The 20,961-nt window shown below is 69.5% G+C and carries 17 protein-coding genes; 13 read left to right on the forward strand and 4 right to left on the reverse strand.

Annotated features, from left to right (window positions below):
* Positions 1-11 precede the first annotated feature (11 nt).
* Complete coding sequence (locus IE198_RS08490) at positions 12-668, reverse strand: MBL fold metallo-hydrolase (protein ID WP_189884356.1); 657 nt, start codon at positions 666-668, stop codon at positions 12-14.
* Positions 669-688: 20 nt separating this feature from the next.
* On the reverse strand, positions 689-1,372 hold the full coding sequence (locus tag IE198_RS08495; RefSeq protein WP_189884357.1) for a maleylpyruvate isomerase family mycothiol-dependent enzyme: 684 nt from the start codon (positions 1,370-1,372) through the stop codon (positions 689-691).
* 195 nt (positions 1,373-1,567) lie between these two features.
* On the opposite strand from IE198_RS08495, the gene uvrA reads away from it, so the two are divergent.
* Positions 1,568-4,522 (forward strand): excinuclease ABC subunit UvrA, encoded by a 2,955-nt coding sequence (gene uvrA, locus IE198_RS08500; RefSeq protein WP_229833792.1) that lies wholly within the window; start codon positions 1,568-1,570, stop codon positions 4,520-4,522.
* 322 nt (positions 4,523-4,844) lie between these two features.
* Positions 4,845-5,267: a Rieske (2Fe-2S) protein gene (locus tag IE198_RS08505; RefSeq protein ID WP_189884361.1), complete on the forward strand. Its 423-nt coding sequence runs from the start codon at positions 4,845-4,847 to the stop codon at positions 5,265-5,267.
* A gap of 18 nt (positions 5,268-5,285) precedes the next feature.
* On the opposite strand, the gene IE198_RS08510 is transcribed toward IE198_RS08505, so the two are convergent.
* Entirely contained in the window at positions 5,286-6,209 is a 924-nt protein-coding gene (locus IE198_RS08510) for a hypothetical protein (protein ID WP_189884363.1), read from the reverse strand.
* A gap of 218 nt (positions 6,210-6,427) precedes the next feature.
* On the opposite strand from IE198_RS08510, the gene uvrC reads away from it, so the two are divergent.
* From uvrC to pgi, 11 genes are all read left to right on the forward strand, one after another.
* Positions 6,428-8,413, forward strand: a complete 1,986-nt coding sequence (uvrC, locus tag IE198_RS08515) for an excinuclease ABC subunit UvrC (protein ID WP_189884365.1) — start codon at positions 6,428-6,430, stop codon at positions 8,411-8,413.
* Positions 8,410-9,354: an RNase adapter RapZ gene (rapZ, locus tag IE198_RS08520; protein WP_189884367.1), complete on the forward strand. Its 945-nt coding sequence runs from the start codon at positions 8,410-8,412 to the stop codon at positions 9,352-9,354. Before uvrC ends, rapZ begins: the two co-directional genes overlap by 4 nt.
* Positions 9,351-10,385, forward strand: coding sequence for a gluconeogenesis factor YvcK family protein (locus tag IE198_RS08525; protein ID WP_189884369.1), 1,035 nt, complete (start codon positions 9,351-9,353; stop codon positions 10,383-10,385). The genes rapZ and IE198_RS08525 overlap by 4 nt, the downstream gene beginning before the upstream one ends.
* Positions 10,376-11,365, forward strand: coding sequence for a DNA-binding protein WhiA (gene whiA / locus IE198_RS08530; RefSeq protein ID WP_005318962.1), 990 nt, complete (start codon positions 10,376-10,378; stop codon positions 11,363-11,365). The genes IE198_RS08525 and whiA overlap by 10 nt, the downstream gene beginning before the upstream one ends.
* Positions 11,366-11,582: 217 nt before the next feature.
* Positions 11,583-14,528, forward strand: coding sequence for a M14 family metallopeptidase (locus IE198_RS08535; RefSeq protein WP_189884371.1), 2,946 nt, complete (start codon positions 11,583-11,585; stop codon positions 14,526-14,528).
* A 225-nt stretch (positions 14,529-14,753) separates the two neighbouring features.
* Positions 14,754-15,764, forward strand: a complete 1,011-nt coding sequence (gap, locus tag IE198_RS08540; protein ID WP_189884373.1) for a type I glyceraldehyde-3-phosphate dehydrogenase — start codon at positions 14,754-14,756, stop codon at positions 15,762-15,764.
* Between the two features lie 117 nt (positions 15,765-15,881).
* Positions 15,882-17,093, forward strand: a complete 1,212-nt coding sequence (locus IE198_RS08545) for a phosphoglycerate kinase (RefSeq protein WP_189884375.1) — start codon at positions 15,882-15,884, stop codon at positions 17,091-17,093.
* 5 nt (positions 17,094-17,098) lie between these two features.
* Positions 17,099-17,875, forward strand: a complete 777-nt coding sequence (tpiA, locus tag IE198_RS08550) for a triose-phosphate isomerase (RefSeq protein ID WP_189884377.1) — start codon at positions 17,099-17,101, stop codon at positions 17,873-17,875.
* A gap of 134 nt (positions 17,876-18,009) precedes the next feature.
* Complete coding sequence (secG, locus tag IE198_RS08555; RefSeq protein WP_005318972.1) at positions 18,010-18,240, forward strand: preprotein translocase subunit SecG; 231 nt, start codon at positions 18,010-18,012, stop codon at positions 18,238-18,240.
* A gap of 134 nt (positions 18,241-18,374) precedes the next feature.
* Positions 18,375-18,710 (forward strand): RNA polymerase-binding protein RbpA, encoded by a 336-nt coding sequence (locus IE198_RS08560; RefSeq protein ID WP_003957010.1) that lies wholly within the window; start codon positions 18,375-18,377, stop codon positions 18,708-18,710.
* Between the two features lie 170 nt (positions 18,711-18,880).
* Complete coding sequence (gene pgi, locus IE198_RS08565) at positions 18,881-20,530, forward strand: glucose-6-phosphate isomerase (RefSeq protein WP_189884413.1); 1,650 nt, start codon at positions 18,881-18,883, stop codon at positions 20,528-20,530.
* 114 nt (positions 20,531-20,644) lie between these two features.
* Here pgi and IE198_RS08570 read toward each other — a convergent pair.
* A partial coding sequence (locus tag IE198_RS08570) for a heterodisulfide reductase-related iron-sulfur binding cluster (protein ID WP_268246465.1) occupies positions 20,645-20,961 on the reverse strand: 317 nt, incomplete at its 5' end.

Genomic DNA, 20,961 nt, shown 5'->3' on the forward strand with positions numbered 1-20,961 from the left:
GGGCGGAGCACCTACCAGCCGCGCTCGCGCCACTCCGCCAGGTGGGGCCGCTCCTCGCCCAGGGTGGTGTCCTTGCCGTGCCCCGGGTAGACCCATGTCTCGTCGGGAAGCGCGGCGAAGAGCTTCTCCTCCACGCCGTCCAGCAGGCTGGTGAACGCCTGCGGGTCCTTACGGGTGTTGCCCACACCGCCCGGGAACAGGCAGTCGCCGGTGAAGACGTGCGGGTGCCCGTGGGGGTCGTCGTAGACGAGAACGATCGATCCCGGGGTGTGGCCCACCAGATGACGGGCGGTCAGCTCCACGCGTCCCACCCGGATCGTGTCGCCGTCGTCGACCGGTACGTCGGTCGGGACGGGGATGCCCTCCGCGTCGTGACGGCCGGCGTAGGTGCGGGCACCGGTCGCCCTGACCACGTCGTCCAGCGCCTGCCAGTGGTCGCCGTGCCGGTGCGTCGTGACGACGGAGGCGATGGAGTCGTCGCCGATCAGCTGCAGCAGCGTGTCCGGCTCGGCCGCCGCGTCGATCAGCAGCTGCTCACCGGTGGCCCGGCAGCGCAGCAGGTAGGCGTTGTTGTCCATCGGCCCGACCGCGACCTTGGAGATCATCAGGTCGGCGAGCTCGTGCACGTCCGCCGGGCCGCCGACCTTCACAGCTCCGCTGTATGTCATGTGTCTCAGCCTATAGCGGCCTACAGCGCGGGCAGGACGGGAAGCGGGCCCCCGGCGCACTCCAGGGCCGACCCGTCGCGGCGGCCCGAGAGCCAGCCCAGTACATCGGCGGGGGAGCCGGAGACGGTGACGGGAGCGCCCTCCGTGCCGCCGGTCCGCCACTCGCCGTCGCCGGCGAGGACACGGGTCGGCGGGACGTCCGCGCGGCCGCTCCAGCGCTCCGCCAGGAACGCGGTCTCACGCTCGGTGAACTCCCGGGGCAGGTCCTCCAGCTCGTAGCCGACGCCGAGGTCGACGTGGTGCAGTTCGACCTCGACGAGGCGGCGGAAGGGCACGCGGGCCGCGCGGTCGGTCACACCGTTGCGCAGTTCGACGGTGCGCTCCCAGTCGCCCGGTGCGCCGCCCGCCTCCTGGAAGCGCGCCGCCGTGGCCCGCAGGTCGTCGAGCTGCTCCGAGAGCGGGCGCGGTGCATCACGCTCGATGTCGGCGTCGCGGGCCTCGCCTGTGACGTACATCGGGCGGCCCTCGAGAACATTTACGAGCGCGTCGGCGTTACGGGAGATGTGGGCAAGCACATGGCCGCGGGTCCAGGCCGGCAGCCGTGAGGGCTCGGCGACGGCAGCGTTGTCCCATCCGGCGGCTGCGGTGAGGAGCCGGTCCGTCGCTTCACGTACAGAGCGCAGGTCGCTCACGGGATCGATCATGTGGCGACCCTAGCGCCGCCCACTCGATCGGGTGAAGGTATCGGCACGCGTCCTGAAATCGAATGCGCGTGCTATACGCTCGGTGGAGGCATCCTTGAAAGTCAGGCATTCATCTTCTGGCCGCCCCCCAGGGCTGGGTCCCAGTCCGGGACGGGGGCTGTGCCTCCGCTTCTACTCAGAAAGGTGCGGACCGGCGTGGCCGACCGTCTCATCGTTCGTGGCGCTCGCGAGCACAACCTGAAAAACGTCTCGCTCGATCTCCCGCGTGACTCCCTCATCGTGTTCACCGGGCTCTCGGGGTCGGGCAAGTCGTCCCTCGCGTTCGACACGATCTTCGCCGAGGGGCAGCGCCGGTACGTCGAGTCGCTCTCCTCCTACGCCCGGCAGTTCCTCGGACAGATGGACAAGCCGGACGTCGACTTCATCGAGGGCCTCTCCCCGGCCGTCTCGATCGACCAGAAGTCGACCTCGCGCAACCCGCGCTCCACGGTCGGCACGATCACCGAGGTGTACGACTATCTGCGCCTGCTGTTCGCGCGGATCGGCAAGCCGCACTGTCCCGAGTGCCGCAGGCCCATCTCCCGGCAGTCGCCGCAGGCCATCGTCGACAAGGTGCTCGAGCTTCCCGAGGGCAGCCGGTTCCAGGTGCTCTCGCCGCTGGTGCGTGAGCGCAAGGGTGAATTCGTCGACCTCTTCTCCGACCTGCAGACCAAGGGCTACAGCCGGGCGCGGGTCGACGGGAGGACCATCCAGCTCGCCGAGCCGCCCACGCTGAAGAAGCAGGAGAAGCACACCATCGAGGTGGTCGTCGACCGCCTCACCGTGAAGGACTCCGCCAAGCGCCGGCTGACCGACTCCGTGGAGACCGCGCTCGGACTCTCCGGGGGCATGATCGTGCTCGACTTCGTCGACCTCCCGGAGGACGACCCCGAGCGCGAGCGGATGTACTCGGAGCATCTGTACTGCCCGTACGACGACCTGTCGTTCGAGGAGCTCGAGCCCCGCTCCTTCTCCTTCAACTCGCCCTTCGGTGCCTGCCACGACTGCACCGGCATCGGTACCCGCATGGAGGTCGACCCCGAGCTGATCGTCCCCGATGAGGAGAAGTCCCTCGACGAGGGTGCGATCCATCCCTGGTCGCACGGCCACACCAAGGAGTACTTCGGCCGCCTCATCGACGGGCTCGCCCAGGCCCTCGGCTTCTCGACGGACATGCCCTGGGCCGGGCTGCCCGCCCGCGCCAAGAAGGCCCTGCTCCACGGCCACAAGACCCAGCTCGAGGTCCGCTACCGCAACCGCTACGGACGCGAGCGCGCCTGGACCACTCCCGCTTTCGAAGGGGCCGTGCAGTTCGTCAAGCGGCGCCACTCCGAGGCCGAGAGCGACTCCAGCAGGGAGCGCTTCGAGGGCTATATGCGCGAGGTGCCCTGCCCCACCTGTGAGGGCACCCGGCTCAAGCCGATCGTCCTCGCGGTCACCGTGATGGAGAAGTCCATCGCCGAGGTCTCCGGGATGTCCATCAGCGAGTGCGCGGAGTTCCTCGGCCGCCTCAAGCTGAACGCCCGGGACAAGAGGATCGCCGAGCGGGTCCTCAAAGAGGTCAACGAGCGACTGCGCTTCCTCGTCGACGTCGGCCTGGACTACCTGTCGCTCAACCGGGCCGCCGGCACGCTCTCCGGCGGCGAGGCCCAGCGCATCCGGCTCGCCACCCAGATCGGCTCCGGACTGGTCGGCGTGCTCTACGTCCTCGACGAGCCGTCCATCGGCCTGCACCAGCGCGACAACCACCGGCTGATCGAGACCCTTGTCCGGCTCCGCGACATGGGCAACACCCTCATCGTCGTCGAGCACGACGAGGACACCATCAAGGTCGCCGACTGGGTCGTCGACATCGGCCCCGGAGCCGGCGAGCACGGCGGCAAGGTCGTGCACTCCGGCCCGTTGAAGCAACTGCTCGTCAACAAGGAGTCGATGACCGGGCAGTACCTGTCCGGGAAGCGGTCCATCGCGACACCGGAGCTGCGCCGCCCCGTGGACCCCACGCGCAGGCTGACCGTGCACGGCGCCCGGGAGAACAATCTCCAGGACATCGACGTCGCGTTCCCGCTCGGGGTCCTGACAGCGGTCACCGGGGTCTCCGGCTCCGGAAAGTCGACGCTGGTCAACGACATCCTCTACACCCACCTCGCCCGGGAGCTGAACGGCGCCAAGTCGGTGCCGGGCCGTCACACCCGGGTCGATGGCGACGACCTCGTCGACAAGGTGGTCCACGTCGACCAGTCGCCCATCGGCCGCACCCCGCGGTCCAACCCGGCGACGTACACCGGGGTCTTCGACCACGTCCGCAAGCTCTTCGCGGAGACGATGGAGGCCAAGGTCCGCGGCTATCTGCCCGGCCGGTTCTCCTTCAACGTCAAGGGCGGCCGCTGCGAGAACTGCTCCGGCGACGGCACGATCAAGATCGAGATGAACTTCCTGCCGGACGTGTACGTCCCGTGCGAGGTCTGCCACGGAGCGCGGTACAACCGCGAGACCCTGGAGGTCCACTACAAGGGCAAGTCCATCGCCGAAGTGCTGGACATGCCGATCGAGGAGGCGCTGCACTTCTTCGAGGCCGTCCCGTCCATCTCCCGCCATCTGCGCACCCTCAACGAGGTCGGCCTCGGGTACGTCAGGCTGGGCCAGCCCGCGCCGACGCTGTCGGGCGGTGAGGCCCAGCGCGTGAAGCTGGCGTCGGAGCTGCAGAAGCGCTCGACGGGCCGGACGGTCTACGTCCTGGACGAGCCGACCACCGGTCTGCACTTCGAGGACATCAGCAAGCTGATCAAGGTGCTGTCGGGACTGGTCGACAAGGGGAACTCGGTGATCGTCATCGAGCACAACCTCGACGTCGTCAAGACGGCGGACTGGGTCGTCGACATGGGCCCCGAGGGAGGCAGCGGCGGTGGTCTGGTGATCGCAGAGGGCACGCCGGAGCAGGTCGCGAGTGTGCCGGCCAGCCACACCGGCAAGTTCCTGCGGGACATCCTCGACGCGGACCGGATCAGCGATGCGGCAGCGGCCGCGGCTCCGGTGCCGGCGGCGCGGAAGCCGGCGAAGCCGGCCAAGAAGGCAGGGGTGGTGCGGTCGGCGCGGGCGCGGAAGGTGTGACGAGCGGCTCCGCGGGGTGGCCGGCGTGGCCGCTGCGCGGAGCCGTTTCCTCCTGCCCGTCCCTTTCCGCTGTCCCGATGTGCGGCTCCGGTGTGGCGGGCTCCGCCTCGGGCCTCGTTCCACGGGTCTCCCTGCCGCAAGCCCGAGGACCGGAGTCCGGGGCTTGCCCCGGTCCGGGAAGGGGCGGGTGGGGGACGGGCCCGCAGGCGCCGACGTCGCCCCGCGGACCCGCGCGGGGGCGGGGGGATCTCCGCCGGTATCGTCGCTTCTGTCAGTACAGGAGACACGCCGCACCCGCGACGACCCGAACCAGGGAGTTCCGATGGCCCCGACCGCCCGCCGTACCGTCCTGAAGGGCGCGGCCCTCGCCGGGGCAGCCGGGCTGGGGGTCGCCGCGTGTTCCACCGAGTCCAAGCTCGGCCATGCGGAGGTGCCGACCCCCACCGCACCCGTACACCTCGGCGCCGCGGACGCCGTGCCCGTCGGCGGGGCCAAGCTGTACCGGGAACAGCGCCTGGTCGTGCACTGTCCGGCGCAGGGCGAGTACAAGGCGTTCAGCGCCCAGTGCACCCACGCCGGCTGCGTCCTGGACAAGGTGGAGGGCACCGAGGGCAACTGCCCCTGCCACGGCAGCCGCTTCGATGTGACGACCGGCAAGGCGCTGCAGGGGCCGGCCACCGTGCCGCTGCCGGAGGTTCCGATCAAGGCCGAGGGCGGCAAGCTGGTGGCCGGTCCGCAGGCATAGGGCAAGCCGCTCGCGGCGTCAGCCCCAGTCCCATCCGATTCCCAGGACCCCCGGCCGCACCCGCTGCTCGACGATATGCACCGTGCGGTGCCGCCGGCTGAGCGTGAGCGCCGTGCGGGGACCCCGCGGCGCTCCCGTCGTCCCCTCGGAGAAGCTGTGGCAGCGCACCGGCAGCGGTGTCCCGTCGTCGAAGCGCACCTGCAGCGTGTACTGACCGCCGGCGAAGTCGAAGGCTTGGACGTACTCGGTGCTCGGGCCACCGGTCCCGTCCTCGAAGCCGTAGCCGAAGACGTAGGTCTCGCCTGCCCCGAGCCGTCTGTCGAAGAGCATCTCGGCGACGACGATGCCGCTCGCCCGGTCCCGTCGTACCCGCCCGGTGCGGCAGTCCTCCAGGGCGTTCACCTGCACGGCCGCCGGGTCGCAACCCGGGGCGCCGTGGTGGACGGCGAGGTAACGGTCGACGCCGTTGCCGTGGGCGCGTACGACATGATGCGAGTCACGTCCCAGCAACTGCCGTTGCGCCCCGACACGGACCCGTTCGTGGTGGCCGACGGTGTGCAGACCGCCGTCCGCCGGGTACCCGAGGCCGGCGACGAGCCGTTCCACCGCCCTGGACCGGTGCGCTCGTCCGGAGGAGCGCTCCCTCTGCGCGCAGCCGTCGCCCACGTCGTCCGTGCGAAGCAGCCGGACCAGCGAGTTCCCCGGCAGGCAGAGGACGTCCTCCAGGGCGCGGACCGCCCGCAGCGACTCGGGGCGCTGGGGGCGACGGGCGCCCTGCTGCCAGTAACTGAGGCTGGTGACTCCCACTTTGATCCCGCGGTGGGCGAGATGGTGCTGGACGCGCTGCAGCGGCAGGCCGCGTACGGCGAGGGCGGTGCGCAGCGCCAGGTGGAAGGGGCCGGTGTCCAGCACCTGTGCCAGGTCGGCCTCGGCGTGGCCCATGGATTCCTCCGGGGAACGAGGGGACGCCGGGACGGACGGAAGGAGTCCGTCAGGGGCCGTGCACAGCGCCGCGTGTCCCCGAATTGAAGCGGGTCGGCCTGCCCTCGACAAGGCTCGGACAGCCTCCGCGTCCCGCGCCGGCCCCGTACCGGGTCGAGTGGTCATGTACCTGGCGGGAAGTACTCGCGCTGTCACCGGCCGCCAGTAGGGTGGACGGCATGGCCGACCCCTCCAGCTACCGCCCCAAGCCGGGACAGATCCCCGACTCGCCGGGGGTCTACCGGTTCCGCGACGAGCACCGCCGGGTGATCTACGTCGGCAAGGCGAAGAGCCTGCGCCAGCGCCTCGCCAGCTACTTCCAGGACCTGGCGAACCTGCACCCGCGCACCCGGACCATGGTCACCACCGCGGCCTCCGTGGAGTGGACGGTCGTCTCGACCGAGGTGGAGGCGCTTCAGCTGGAGTACTCCTGGATCAAGGAGTTCGACCCCCGGTTCAACGTCAAGTACCGCGACGACAAGAGCTATCCCTATCTCGCGGTGACGCTCAACGAGGAGTTCCCGAGGGTCCAGGTCATGCGCGGCGCCAAGCGCAAGGGCGTGCGCTACTTCGGTCCGTACGGGCACGCCTGGGCCATTCGCGAGACCGTCGATCTGATGCTGCGGGTCTTCCCCGTGCGCACCTGCTCCGCCGGCGTCTTCCGCAACCATGTGCAGAAGGGCCGCCCCTGTCTGCTCGGTTACATCGGAAAGTGCTCCGCGCCCTGCGTGGGCCGGGTCACCCCGGAGGAGCACCGCGAACTGGCCGAGGAGTTCTGCGACTTCATGGCCGGCCGGACCGGCACCTACATCCGCCGCCTCGAGAAGCAGATGATGGCCGCCGCCGAGGAGATGGAGTACGAGAAGGCGGCCCGCCTCCGCGACGACATAGAGGCCCTGCGGCGCGCCCTCGAGAAGAACGCGGTGGTGCTGGCCGACGCGACCGACGCCGACCTGATCGCCGTGGCGCAGGACGAGCTGGAGGCCGCGGTGCAGATCTTCCACGTCCGCGGCGGCCGCGTCCGCGGTCAGCGCGGCTGGGTCACCGACAAGGTGGAGAACGTCGACACGGCCGGCCTGGTCGAGCACGCGCTCCAGCAGCTGTACGGAGAGGAGAGCGGCGACGCCGTTCCCAAGGAGGTCCTCGTCCCCGCCCTGCCGGAGGACACGGACGCGGTCACCCAGTGGCTGAGCAGCCGCCGCGGATCCGCCGTCTCCCTGCGGGTTCCGCAGCGGGGCGACAAGAAGGCGCTGATGGAGACGGTCGAGCGCAACGCGCTGCAGGCCCTCGGGCTGCACAAGACCAAGCGCGCCAGCGATCTGACCACCCGCTCCCGCGCCCTTGAGGAGATCGCGGAGGCCCTCGGGCTGGACTCGGCGCCGCTGCGCGTCGAGTGCTTCGACATCTCGCACCTGCAGGGCGAGGACGTGGTGGCCTCCATGGTCGTCTTCGAGGACGGACTCGCCCGCAAGAGCGAGTACCGCCGCTTCCAGATCAAGGGCTTCGAGGGGCAGGACGACGTCCGCTCCATGCATGAGGTGATCACCCGCCGCTTCAAGCGCTACCTCGCGGAGAAGGATCGTACGGGGGAGTGGATCGGCGGCGACGACCCCGGGCACGAGGCAAAGGACGAGGAAGGCCGCCCGAGGAAGTTCGCCTACCCGCCGCAGCTCGTCGTCGTCGACGGCGGGCAGCCCCAGGTAGCCGCGGCCAAGCGGGCCCTCGACGAACTCGGCATCGACGACGTCGCGGTCTGCGGCCTGGCCAAGCGCCTCGAGGAGGTCTGGCTGCCCCACGAGGACGACCCTGTGGTGCTGCCGCGTTCGAGCGAGGGCCTGTATCTCCTCCAGCGGGTGCGTGACACGGCTCACGACTTCGCCATCCGCTATCAGCGTTCCAAGCGTTCCAAGCGCATCAGGACCAGCCCACTGGACGCCGTCCCGGGTCTCGGCGAGACCAGAAAGCAGGCCCTGATCAAGCATTTCGGCTCGGTCAAGCGTCTGCGGCAGGCGACAATCGAGCAGATCTGCGAGGTTCCCGGGATGGGGCGCAAGACGGCCGAGTCCGTCGTCGTGGCCCTGGCGCGGACGGCGCCGTCCGCACCTGCCGTGAACACCGCGACAGGAGAGATCATTGAAGAGACCGACGGGGGCAGCACGGCATGACTGAGCACGACGGAGACGGAGCAGCAGACGTGAGTACGGGCAACGGCACCGAGCCCGGCGGCGAGGCCACGGGGGACGTGGCCACCCCCGAGCTGGTGATCATCTCCGGCATGTCCGGCGCCGGCCGCAGCACGGCGGCCAAGTGTCTGGAGGACCTCGGCTGGTTCGTGGTCGACAACCTGCCGCCCGCGCTGATCCCCACGATGGTTGAGCTCGGCGCCCGCTCGCAGGGCAACGTCGCGCGCATCGCCGTCGTCGTCGACGTGCGCGGCCGGCGCTTCTTCGACAACCTCCGCGAGTCCCTGGCAGACCTCGACGTCAAGCAGGTCACCCGCCGGATCGTGTTCCTCGAGTCGTCGGACGACGCGCTGGTGCGCCGCTTCGAGTCGGTCCGCCGCCCGCACCCGCTGCAGGGCGACGGCCGGATCGTCGACGGCATCGCCGCCGAGCGCGACCTGCTGCGCGAGCTGCGCGGCGACGCCGACCTGGTGATCGACACCTCCGGTCTCAACGTCCACGAGCTGCGCGCCAAGATGGACGCCCAGTTCGCGGGCGATGAGAAGCCGGAGCTGCGGGCCACGGTGATGTCGTTCGGCTTCAAGTACGGCCTGCCCGTCGACGCGGACCTCGTCGTCGACATGCGTTTCCTGCCGAACCCGCACTGGGTGCCGGAGCTGCGCCCCTTCACCGGTCTGAACGAAGAGGTGTCCAACTACGTCTTCAACCAGCCCGGTGCCAAGGAGTTCCTCGACCGCTACACCGAGCTGCTCCAACTGATCGCCGCCGGATACCGCCGCGAGGGCAAGCGGTACGTGACCGTCGCGGTGGGTTGCACCGGCGGAAAGCACCGTTCCGTCGCCACCTCCGAGAAGCTGGCCGCCCGTCTGACCTCCGCCGGTGTGGAGACCGTCGTCGTCCACCGGGACCTGGGGCGCGAGTGACCGGACGCAACCTCCGTCTGCGGCGGCTGCGCAGGTCCGCGCACTCACTGTCGCCGCGAAAACGCGGCGCACAGCCCAAGGTCGTCGCCCTCGGTGGCGGCATGGGTCTGTCGGCGTCGCTCGCGGCCCTGCGCCGTATCACCGGCGACCTCACCGCGGTCGTCACGGTCGCCGACGACGGCGGCTCCAGCGGCCGGCTCCGCGAGGAGCTCGGTGTCCTGCCGCCCGGTGACCTGCGCAAAGCCCTGGCGGCGCTGTGCGGCGACGACGACTGGGGCCAGACCTGGGCGCGCGTCATCCAGCACCGCTTCCAGTCCAAGGGCGACCTCCACGAACACGCGGTCGGGAATCTGCTGATCGTGGCGCTGTGGGAGCAGTTCGGCGATCACGTGCAGGCCCTGGACCTGGTGGGCAAGCTGCTCGGCGCGCACGGCCGGGTGCTGCCCATGTCGGCCGTCCCGCTCGAGCTCCAGGCGCTGGTACGAGGGCACGACCCGGCGCGCCCGGACGAGGTGGACACGGTGCGCGGTCAGGCGACTGTGGCGCTCACCCCCGGTGAGGTCCAGTCGGTGCATCTCGTACCGAACGACCCGCCGGCCGTCCCGGAGGCCGTGGCTGCCGTACTGGACGCCGACTGGGTGGTCCTGGGTCCCGGCTCCTGGTTCTCCTCCGTCATTCCGCACCTGCTGGTGCCCGAGTTGCTGGAAGCCCTGGTGGAGACCAAGGCGCGGCGGGTGCTCTCGCTCAACCTCGCGCCGCAGCCCGGTGAAACAGAAGGCTTCTCCCCGCAGCGTCATTTGGAGGTTTTGGGACGACACGCGCCTAAACTCACCCTGGACGTGGTGCTGGCCGACGAGGCCGCAGTGCCCGACCGCGAGTCCCTCGCCGACGCCGCCGAGCGGCTGGGGGCCGCGGTCGAGCTGGCTCCGGTGGCCTCTCCTGACAGCGTTTCGAAGCATGATCCGGAACTGTTGGCCGCCGCGTACGACCGTATTTTTCGGATGCATGGAAGGATCGGCCCATGGCGATGACGGCAGCGGTGAAGGACGAGATCTCCCGGCTTCCCGTCACCCGGACCTGCTGCAGAAAAGCGGAGGTCTCGGCCATCCTGCGGTTCGCGGGCGGTCTGCACCTGGTGAGCGGCCGCATCGTGATCGAGGCGGAGCTGGATACCGGCATCGCCGCGCGCCGGCTCAAGCGCGACATCCTGGAGATCTTCGGTCACAGCTCGGAGCTGATGGTCATGGCTCCCGGCGGACTGCGCCGTGGTTCCCGCTTCGTCGTACGGGTGGTGGCGGGCGGCGACCAGCTGGCGCGCCAGACGGGCCTCGTCGACGGCCGGGGCCGTCCGATCCGCGGCTTGCCGCCGCAGGTCGTCTCCGGCGCGACGTGCGACGCGGAGGCAGCCTGGCGGGGCGCGTTCCTGGCGCACGGTTCGCTGACCGAGCCGGGCCGGTCCTCCTCGCTGGAGGTGACCTGCCCGGGACCGGAGGCGGCCCTCGCCCTCGTCGGGGCGGCCCGTCGGCTCTCCATCGCGGCGAAGGCGCGCGAAGTGCGCGGCGTCGACCGGGTGGTCGTCCGTGACGGTGACGCGATCGGCGCGCTGTTGACCCGTCTCGGCGCGCACGAGTCGGTGCTGGCCTGGGAGGAGCGGCGGATGCGGCGCGAGGTGCGCGCCACCGCCAACCGGCTGGCCAACTTCGACGACGCCAATCTGCGCCGCTCCGCACGAGCCGCGGTGGCGGCCGGGGCGCGGGTGCAGCGGGCCCTGGAGATCCTCGGCGAGGAGGTGCCCGAGCACCTCGCCGCCGCGGGCAGGCTGCGCATGGAGCACAAGCAGGCCTCCCTTGAGGAGCTGGGCGCGCTCGCCGACCCGCCGCTGACCAAGGACGCGGTCGCCGGCCGTATCCGCCGGCTGCTGGCGATGGCGGACAAGCGTGCGCAGGACCTGGGCATCCCGGGTACGGAGTCGAACCTGACGGAGGAGATGGCCGACGGCCTGGTCGGCTGACCTGGGCCGACGACCCGATCGGCTGACACCACCTTCTGGCATGTAGCTCAACAGCTTTACTGCCGACGCCTCTTGAGGCGTCGGCAGTGTCGTTTCCCAGCCCGCTTGGGCCGATGTGGCCCTATTGACATGATCATGGAGAGTCATGAGCCTGTCGCATGCCCGTCTTCACGGCGGACACGAGCACTTTCCTGGCAGACAACGGCAAGGGGGGCTTATGAGACGCAGAGCGAGATCGATCCTCGCGGCGGCCTCACTCCTGATCGCAGGAGTGTCGGCAGCGCCGATCGCGCAGGCCGACTCCGGGGGCGGGAACGGCGAGGAACTCGCCGTATGGCACGCGGAGGTCGGCAGGGAACAGGTGCCGCTGATTCTCGCGGCGGGCACCGACGGACATGAGCTCGGCGAGCAGATCCCCGACAAGGGCACCGCCACGATCGAGCTCCACCTCACCCAGCGACAGGCCGCCGAACTGCGCGAGCAGGGCGTCGGCATCACCGAGTACACCGTCCCCGAACGGACCGAGCGGCGCGTGGCCGCCGCCGGGGACGGGGTCTTCCGCCCGTACAGCGGCGAAGGCGGCCTCAAGAGCGAGATCCTCGACACCGCGAAGGCCCATCCGGACCTCACCAAGGTCGTGAGCATCGGAAAGACCGTCAAGGGCCAGGACATCCTCGCCCTCAAGGTCTCCAAGGGCGCCGACCGGCACCGCGACGGCTCCAAGCCGGCCACCCTGTACCTGTCCAACCAGCACGCCCGCGAGTGGATCACCCCGGAGATGACCCGGCGGCTGATGCACCACTACCTGGACAACTACGGCAAGGACCCGCGGATCACCGAGGTCGTGGACGCCACCGAGCTGTGGTTCGTGCTCTCCGCCAACCCCGACGGTTACGACTACACCTTCACCGGCACCGCAGAGCGCCAGTGGCGCAAGAACCTCCGTGACAACAACGGCGACGGGAAGACCACCGCCGGTGACGGCGTCGACCTCAACCGCAACTTCGCGTACAAGTGGGGCTACGACAACGAAGGTTCCTCGCCCGACCCGTTCGACGAGACCTACCGCGGACCCGGTCCCGGCTCCGAACCGGAGACCCGGGCCCTCGACGGCTTCCAGAAGCGCATCGGCTTCCAGTACGGCATCAACTACCACTCCGCCGCCCAGCTGCTGCTCTACGGGGTGGGCTGGCAGGTGGCCACTCCGACGCCGGACGACGTGCTCTACGAGGCTCTGGCAGGCACGCCCGACCACTCCGCGATCCCCGGATACCGGCCGCAGATCTCGTCCGAGCTCTACACCACCAACGGCGAGGCCGACGGCCACGCGGCCAACGTCAACGGGATGATGATGTTCACCCCCGAGATGTCGACCTGCGGCACCGCCTCCCGCGTCGACCCCGACGACGAGTGGAACGCAGCGGACTGCGCGTCCATCTTCACCTTCCCCGACGACGAGGAACTCATCCAGCAGGAGTTCGCCAAGAACATCCCGTTCGCGCTGTCCGTGGCAGAGAGCGCCGCCCGCCCCGACCGGCCGTCGTCGTCGATCGGTCTGAAGGCCTCGGACTTCACCCCGGACACCTTCACCACCTCCTACGCCCGCGGCGGCGACCAGGAAGTTTCCGTCACCGCCCGCAGATCGGTGCGCGACAAGGAGCTCAACTACCGGATCAACGGGGGAGCTGCGCACGACGAGAAGCTGCGCGCCTGGAAGGGCGGCGAGCGCTACGGCGGCGAGGACAACCTCCACTTCGACGAGTACCGCGCAACGATCGAGGACGCCGATCCGGGCGACCGGGTCGAGGTGTGGTTCAGCGGACGCACCGAGGACGGCCGCACCTCCAGCGAGCACTTCACCTACACCGTCGCGGAGCGCCCGCGCGGTGACACGCTGGTGATCGCCGAGGAGGGCGGCACGGCTGCCGCCCGGCACACCGCCGCGTACACCCGCGCCCTCGCGGCGAACGGCAGGCGCAGCGCCGTCTGGGACGTCGCCACGCAGGGCACCCCGCACCCGCTCGGTGTGCTGAGCCACTTCGGCACCGTCCTGTGGTACTCGGGGGCGGCGGAACCCTCCTGGTCCACCACGCAGGCCGTGCGCGCCTACCTCAACGAGGGCGGAAAGCTCGTCACCACCGGCGAACGCGCCGGCGGCGACGCCGACCTCGGCGGGGCGCTGAGCGACGACTTCTCGCAGTACTACCTCGGGGCCTTCGGGCGTGCCTCACTCGCCGGGGTGAACGGCTTCCTCGGCACCGGACGCCTCTCGGGTGCCTCCGGCGCCCTCGGCGACGCCCCGGGCAACCCCCTGGACGCGGCCGGCGCGTACACGATCACCTCCGACACGCTGCCGTCCGGCGAGTTCCCGCAGTTCCGCAGCGCCGCCGCCGGAGACTACCCGGGCGCGCGGATGCCGTTCTCACCGTACGAGGGCGAGTGGTACGCGGCAGCCGCCCACCACAACTCGTCATGGATGCGGCTGTCCCGCACCGTCGACCTGACCGGCACGGCCGCAGACGACCGGCCCACGCTCGACATGCGGCTCAGCTTCAACACCGAGCCCGGCTACGACAACGCCGTGGTGGAGGTGCACACCGTCGGCCAGGACGACTGGACGACGCTCCCGGACGCGGGCGGCGGCACGTCCACCACCGTGCCCGCAGAGTGCGGCGGCGGCTTCTACATCGACCAGCACCCGTTCCTGCGGCACTACCTCACGCCCGGGCAGGACGGCTGCACGGCGAGTGGCACCACCGGCAGCTGGAACTCCTTCACCGGAGCCTCCGACGGCTGGCGGACGGCGTCCTTCGACCTGAGTGCCTACGCGGGCAGACAGATCGAGGTCTCCGTCTCCTACGTCACCGACCCGAGCGCCGGCGGCCGCGGAGTCTTCGTCGACCGGGCGGGCGTCGTCACCGGTGGGGCCGAGCAGTCCGTGGAGGGCTTCGAGTCGTCTCTGGGGCCCTGGCAGGCCACCGGGCCCCCGCAGGGCAGCCCGGCCCTGCGGGGGAACTGGGAGCGCAGTCAGGACCTGTTCCCGTCCGCGTCCGCGGTGACAGCCCGCAACAGTGTGCTGCTCGGTTTCGGCCTCGAGCACGTTCGGACCGCGTCCGCGCGTGAACGGATCGTCGCGGCGGCGCTGAGGGCTCTGCGGAGCTGACGACCGAGGTCTCCGGGGCGCGGGGCGGCGGCACGCTCGCTCCGCGCCCCGACAGGCGAAAACGGTGGCCGTTTTCCTACTGGCGAGTACGGGCCACCGTCTCGCGAACCGGGCATCTGGATGTCACTGCTGGGGCTTCAGAGGGGTAGGGTCGTAGGCGGTCGGGGACATCCCATAAAACTCGCCGGCGTCGAAAACCGGCGTACCAACGAGGAGATCGGTTTCGTGACGATCCGCGTAGGCATCAACGGCTTTGGCCGCATCGGTCGTAACTACTTCCGCGCGCTGCTGGAGCAGGGTGCAGACATCGAGATCGTGGCTGTCAACGACCTGGGTGACACTGCGACCACGGCCCACCTGCTGAAGTACGACACCATCCTCGGCCGTCTGAAGGCCGAGGTGAGCCACACCGCCGACACGATCACCGTCGACGGTCACACCATCAAGGTGCTCTCCGAGCGCAACCCCGCCGACATCCCGTGGGGCGAGCTGGGCGTCGACATCGTCATCGAGTCGACCGGCATCTTCACCAAGAAGGCGGACGCCGAGAAGCACATCGCCGGCGGCGCCAAGAAGGTCCTCATCTCGGCTCCGGCCAAGGGTGAGGACATCACCATCGTGATGGGCGTCAACCAGGACAAGTACGACGCCGCCAACCATCACGTCATCTCCAACGCCTCCTGCACCACCAACTGTGTGGCGCCGATGGCCAAGGTTCTGGACGAGAACTTCGGCATCGTCAAGGGTCTGATGACGACGGTCCACGCGTACACCAACGACCAGCGGATCCTGGACTTCCCGCACTCCGACCTGCGTCGTGCCCGCGCCGCCGCGGAGAACATCATCCCGACGACCACCGGTGCCGCCAAGGCCACCGCCCTGGTCCTGCCGAAGCTGAAGGGCAAGCTGGACGGCATCGCCATGCGCGTCCCGGTGCCGACCGGTTCGGCCACCGACCTGGTCGTGGAGCTGGAGCGCGAGGTGACGAAGGACGAGGTCAACGCCGCGTTCAAGAAGGCCGCCGACGACGGCGACCTCAAGGGCATCCTCTTCTACACCGAGGACCCGATCGTGTCCTCGGACATCGTCAGCGACCCGGCGTCCTGCACCTTCGACTCTTCGCTGACCATGGTCCAGGAGGGCAAGTCGGTGAAGATCCTCGGCTGGTACGACAATGAGTGGGGTTACTCCAACCGCCTCGTCGACCTCACGGTCTTCGTTGGTAACCAGCTCTGACCTGCACCGCCTGATCCACCACGAGAGCACCACGATGTGAGCGGCAGGGCTCGGGCAGCGCAATGCGGCGCTGTTCGGGCCCTGCCGTGCGTCCAGCCCTCCGAGGAGCCGCAAAATATGAAGACCATCGACCAGCTGCTGGCCGACGGGGTCGCCGGCAAGCGGGTATTCGTCCGCGCCGACCTCAATGTGCCGCTCGACGGCACCACCATCACCGACGACGGCCGCATCCGGGCGGTCCAGCCGACCATCGCCAAGCTCGCAGAGGCCGGGGCGCGTGTCGTCGTCGCCTCGCACCTGGGCCGCCCCAAGGGCGCCCCGGACCCGGCGTTCTCGCTGGCCCCCGCCGCCAAGCGGCTCGGTGAACTGCTCGGTGCCCACGTCGAGTTCGCGACCGACACGGTCGGCGAGTCCGCCACCGTCGCCGTCGCGAACCTCGAGGACGGCCAGGTCGCCGTCCTCGAGAACCTCCGCTTCAACGCCGGGGAGACCTCCAAGGACGACGCCGAGCGCGGCGTCTTCGCGGACCAGCTCGCCGCCCTCGCGGACGTCTACGTCGGTGACGGTTTCGGCGCCGTGCACCGCAAGCACGCCTCGGTGTACGACCTCCCGGCCAGGCTGCCGCACGCGGCCGGTTTCCTGATCGAGACCGAAGTCGGCGTCCTCAGGAAGCTCACCGACGACGTCCGGCGCCCTTACGCCGTCGTGCTCGGCGGCGCGAAGGTCTCCGACAAGCTCGGCGTGATCGACCACCTGCTGGAGAAGGCCGACCGCATCCTCATCGGCGGCGGCATGGCCTACACCTTCCTCAAGGCCCAGGGCCACGAGGTGGGCATGTCCCTCCTCCAGGAGGACCAGGTCCCGGCGGTGCTCGAGTACCTGGAGCGCGCCAAGGCCAAGGGCGTGGAGTTCGTGCTCCCCGTCGACGTGCTGGTCTCCCACGAGTTCCCGGACCTGAAGACCAAGGCCCCGGCCAACCCGACCGCCGTCGCCGCGGATGCGATCCCCGCCGACCAGGAGGGTCTGGACATCGGTCCCGAGACCCGCAAGCTGTACGCCTCGAAGCTCGCCGACGCGGCCACCGTCTTCTGGAACGGGCCGATGGGCGTCTTCGAGCACCCCGACTACGCCGAGGGCACCAAGGCCGTGGCCCAGGCGCTCGTCGATTCCCCGGCCTTCTCCGTCGTCGGCGGCGGGGACTCCGCCGCGGCCGTGCGGATCCTGGGCTTCGACGAGAAGGCATTCGGCCACATCTCGACCGGTGGCGGCGCGAGCCTCGAATACCTCGAGGACAAGACGCTCCCCGGCCTTGCCGCACTGGAGGACTGAACACCTTGACCACGCGTATTCCGCTGATGGCGGGCAACTGGAAGATGAACCTCAACCACCTCGAGGCCATCGCCCACGTCCAGAAGCTCGCCTTCGCGCTGGCCGACAAGGACTACGACGCCGTGGAGGTCGCCGTGCTGGCGCCCTTCACCGACCTGCGGTCCGTCCAGACCCTGGTCGACGGCGACAAGCTGAAGATCAAGTACGGCGCCCAGGACATCTCGGCGCACGACTCCGGCGCCTACACCGGTGAGATCTCGGGCCCCATGCTGGCCAAGCTGAAGTGCACCTACGTCGCCGTGGGCCACTCCGAGCGCCGCCAGTACCACGCCGAGACCGACGAGGTCTGCAACGCCAAGGTGAAGGCTGCCTACAAGCACGGCCTGACCCCGATCCTGTGCGTCGGCGAGGGCCTGGACATCCGCAAGGCCGGCAACCAGGTCGAGTACACGCTGGCCCAGCTCGACGGTGGTCTGAAGGACGTCCCGGCCGAACAGGCCGAGTCCGTCGTGATCGCCTACGAGCCGGTGTGGGCCATCGGCACCGGCGAGGTCGCCACGCCCGAGGACGCGCAGCAGGTCTGCGGTGCGATCCGCGGCCGCCTCGCCGAGCTGTACTCCCAGGAGCTGGCCGACAAGGTCCGCATCCAGTACGGCGGCTCGGTGAAGGCGGGCAACGTCGCCGCGATCATGGCGCAGCCCGACGTGGACGGCGCCCTGGTGGGCGGTGCGGCGCTGGACGCGGACGAGTTCGTCAAGATCGTCCGGTTCCGCGACCAGTGAGTAACCGGTGAGTATGCGCTAGCGCCGATCCGGCGTACCCTTGCGGGGGCCTGTGGCTCACAGACGGAGCCCGGGCCCCCGTCGTCCGTATTGAGTCCAAGAGAATTGCCAGGAAGTAGGGTCCAGCCGTGGTTATGGGATTCTCGATCGCCCTGATCATTTTCAGCGGGCTGCTGATGTTGCTCGTGCTGATGCACAAGGGGAAGGGCGGCGGTCTTTCCGACATGTTCGGTGGCGGAATGCAGTCCTCCGTCGGCGGCTCCTCGGTGGCCGAGCGCAACCTCGACCGCATCACCGTCGTCGTCGGGCTGCTGTGGTTCGCATGCATTGTCGTGCTCGGCCTGCTGATGAAGCTGGACAGCTGACCCACCGATTCCGCGTCCGGATCCGGTGTGTAACTCCAATCACTGGACGAGCGTTGGGCCTTACGTAGACTGGGGCACTCGCGGCGCAGCCGCTGTGAACGCTGTGCAGCACCATCACGCAGGGAGTTACGACCGTGGCAAGTGGCAACGCGATCCGGGGAAGCCGGGTCGGAGCGGGGCCGATGGGCGAGGCGGAGCGAGGCGAGTCCGCGCCGCGCCTCCGCATCTCCTTCTGGTGCTCGAACGGGCACGAGACGCAGCCGAGCTTCGCCAGTGACGCACAGGTCCCCGACACCTGGGACTGCCCGCGGTGCGGGTTCCCGGCCGGTCAGGACCGGGACAATCCGCCGGACCCGCCGCGCACCGAGCCGTACAAGACGCACCTCGCGTACGTACGAGAGCGGCGCAGCGACGCGGACGGCGAGGCGATTCTCGCTGAGGCGCTCGCCAAACTGCGGGGCGAGATCTAGTTCCTGGGTCCGGCCGGCACCATTCATCGGGTGCCGGCCGGACTTTCTCGTCCCTGGGCCGCTTCTCGTCTGCCGCCCTGCCGAGGTCCCGTCGACCGGTCTGATCAATTAGGTTGGAACCGCAGCGGGGCATGCAGGCAGGTACGAGAAGAAGTGGGCTGATGTCCGAGATGAACGCAGGCAAGACCAGGCTCAACCAGACGCCCGAATGGACCGCTCTCGGCAAGCACCGCGAGCAGTTGGGCCATACGCATCTGCGGGGGCTGTTTGCGGCGGATGCGGAGCGCGGCAACAGGTACACGCTCCAGGTCGGCGATCTGTATCTCGACTACTCCAAGCACCTGGTGACCGACGAGACACTTGCGCTGCTGCGGGAGCTGGCCGCCGCGACCGAGGTCGCCGGGCTGCGGGACGCAATGTTCCGCGGCGAGAAGATCAACACCACCGAGGACCGCGCCGTCCTGCACACGGCGCTGCGTGCCCCACGGGACGCCGTCATCGAGGTCGACGGTCAGAACGTGGTGCCGGGCGTCCACGCGGTGCTCGACAAGATGGCCGCCTTCTCCGAGAAGATCCGCTCCGGCGAGTGGACCGGCCACACCGGCAAGCGCATCAAGAACATCGTCAACGTCGGCATCGGCGGCTCCGACCTCGGGCCCGCGATGGCGTACGAGGTGCTCCGCTCCTACACCCAGCGGGACCTGACGGTCCGTTTCGTCTCCAACGTCGACGGGGCCGACCTGCACGAGGCCGTACGGGACCTCGACCCGGCGGAGACCCTGTTCATCATCGCCTCGAAGACCTTCACCACGATCGAGACCATCACCAACGCCACCTCGGCGCGCGACTGGCTGCTCAGCAACCTCCGGGTCGGGCCCGACGCCGTCGCCAAGCACTTCGTCGCCCTGTCGACAAATGCGGAGAAAGTCTCGGAATTCGGTATCGACACGGCCAACATGTTCGAGTTCTGGGACTGGGTCGGCGGCCGCTACTCGTACGACTCCGCGATCGGTCTCTCCCTGATGATCGCGATCGGACCGGACCGGTTCCGGGAGATGCTCGACGGTTTCCACCTCGTCGACGAGCACTTCCGCACCGCACCCGCCGAGGCCAACGCGCCGCTGCTGCTGGGCCTGCTGGGCGTCTGGTACGGGGCGTTCTTCGACGCCCAGTCGCATGCGGTGCTGCCGTACTCGCACTACCTGTCCAAGTTCACCGCCTACCTCCAGCAGCTCGACATGGAGTCCAACGGCAAGTCCGTGGACCGCGACGGCAATCCGGTCGACTGGCAGACCGGGCCGGTGGTATGGGGCACCCCCGGAACCAACGGGCAGCACGCCTACTACCAGCTGATCCACCAGGGCACCAAGGTCATCCCCGCCGACTTCATCGGCTTCGCCAAGCCGGTGCCCGACCTGCTCGCCGGTCTCGTCCCGCAGCACGACCTGCTGATGGCCAACTTCTTCGCACAGACGCAGGCCCTCGCCTTCGGCAAGACGCCGGAGGACGTGCGGGCCGAAGGTGTCGCGGAGGAGCTCGTGGCGCACAAGACGTTCAAGGGGAACCACCCGACGACGACGATCCTCGCCGAGGAGCTCACACCGTCCGTCCTGGGCCAGTTGATCGCCCTGTACGAGCACAAGGTCTTCGTCCAGGGCGCCGTCTGGAACATCGACTCCTTCGACCAGTGGGGGGTCGAGCTCGGCAAGGTCCTCGCGAAGAGGATCGAACCGGTGCTGACCGAGGGGAAGGGCAGCGAGCAGCTCGACAGCTCGACGGCGACCCTGGCCGGCAAGTACCGCACGCTGCGCGGCCGCTGACTCGCCGCGCCGTATGCGCGAGTGGCCGGTCCTGCCCCCGAGGCAGGTCCGGCCGCTCGCTGTTCTCCCGTGGAGGCGCGTCTCTCCCGTGGAGTTGTTCTTCTGTGGGGACGGTTACTTCACCGGTTCCGGTTCCGGCGCGCCCTCGGGCTGCGTCTCGGGCGCGGGGTCGGCCGGTGGGGTCTTGACCGAGTCGAGCAGCAGCTGGGCGACGTCGACGACCTGGAGGGACTCCTTGGCCTTGCCGTCGTTCTTCTTGCCGTTGACGGAGTCGGTGAGCATCACGAGGCAGAACGGGCAGGCGGTGGAGACGATGTCCGGGTTGAGGGAGAGGGCTTCGTCGACGCGCTCGGTGTTGATGCGTTTGCCGATCCGCTCCTCCATCCACATCCGGGCGCCGCCGGCGCCGCAGCAGAAGCCGCGTTCCTTGT

The organism is Streptomyces xantholiticus (assembly GCF_014651015.1).
Taxonomy (GTDB): Bacteria; Actinomycetota; Actinomycetes; order Streptomycetales; family Streptomycetaceae; genus Streptomyces; species Streptomyces xantholiticus.

What these genes read in the sequence shown, in the direction of transcription:
- IE198_RS08490 (WP_189884356.1), bottom strand. Translation starts at nt 668, where the DNA reads ATGACATACAGCGGAGCTGTGAAGGTCGGCGGCCCGGCGGACGTGCAC.
- IE198_RS08495 (WP_189884357.1), bottom strand. Translation starts at nt 1,372, where the DNA reads ATGATCGATCCCGTGAGCGACCTGCGCTCTGTACGTGAAGCGACGGAC.
- IE198_RS08505 (WP_189884361.1), top strand. Translation starts at nt 4,845, where the DNA reads ATGGCCCCGACCGCCCGCCGTACCGTCCTGAAGGGCGCGGCCCTCGCC.
- IE198_RS08510 (WP_189884363.1), bottom strand. Translation starts at nt 6,209, where the DNA reads ATGGGCCACGCCGAGGCCGACCTGGCACAGGTGCTGGACACCGGCCCC.
- uvrC (WP_189884365.1), top strand. Translation starts at nt 6,428, where the DNA reads ATGGCCGACCCCTCCAGCTACCGCCCCAAGCCGGGACAGATCCCCGAC.
- rapZ (WP_189884367.1), top strand. Translation starts at nt 8,410, where the DNA reads ATGACTGAGCACGACGGAGACGGAGCAGCAGACGTGAGTACGGGCAAC.
- whiA (WP_005318962.1), top strand. Translation starts at nt 10,376, where the DNA reads ATGGCGATGACGGCAGCGGTGAAGGACGAGATCTCCCGGCTTCCCGTC.
- IE198_RS08535 (WP_189884371.1), top strand. Translation starts at nt 11,583, where the DNA reads ATGAGACGCAGAGCGAGATCGATCCTCGCGGCGGCCTCACTCCTGATC.
- IE198_RS08545 (WP_189884375.1), top strand. Translation starts at nt 15,882, where the DNA reads ATGAAGACCATCGACCAGCTGCTGGCCGACGGGGTCGCCGGCAAGCGG.
- secG (WP_005318972.1), top strand. Translation starts at nt 18,010, where the DNA reads ATGGGATTCTCGATCGCCCTGATCATTTTCAGCGGGCTGCTGATGTTG.
- pgi (WP_189884413.1), top strand. Translation starts at nt 18,881, where the DNA reads ATGAACGCAGGCAAGACCAGGCTCAACCAGACGCCCGAATGGACCGCT.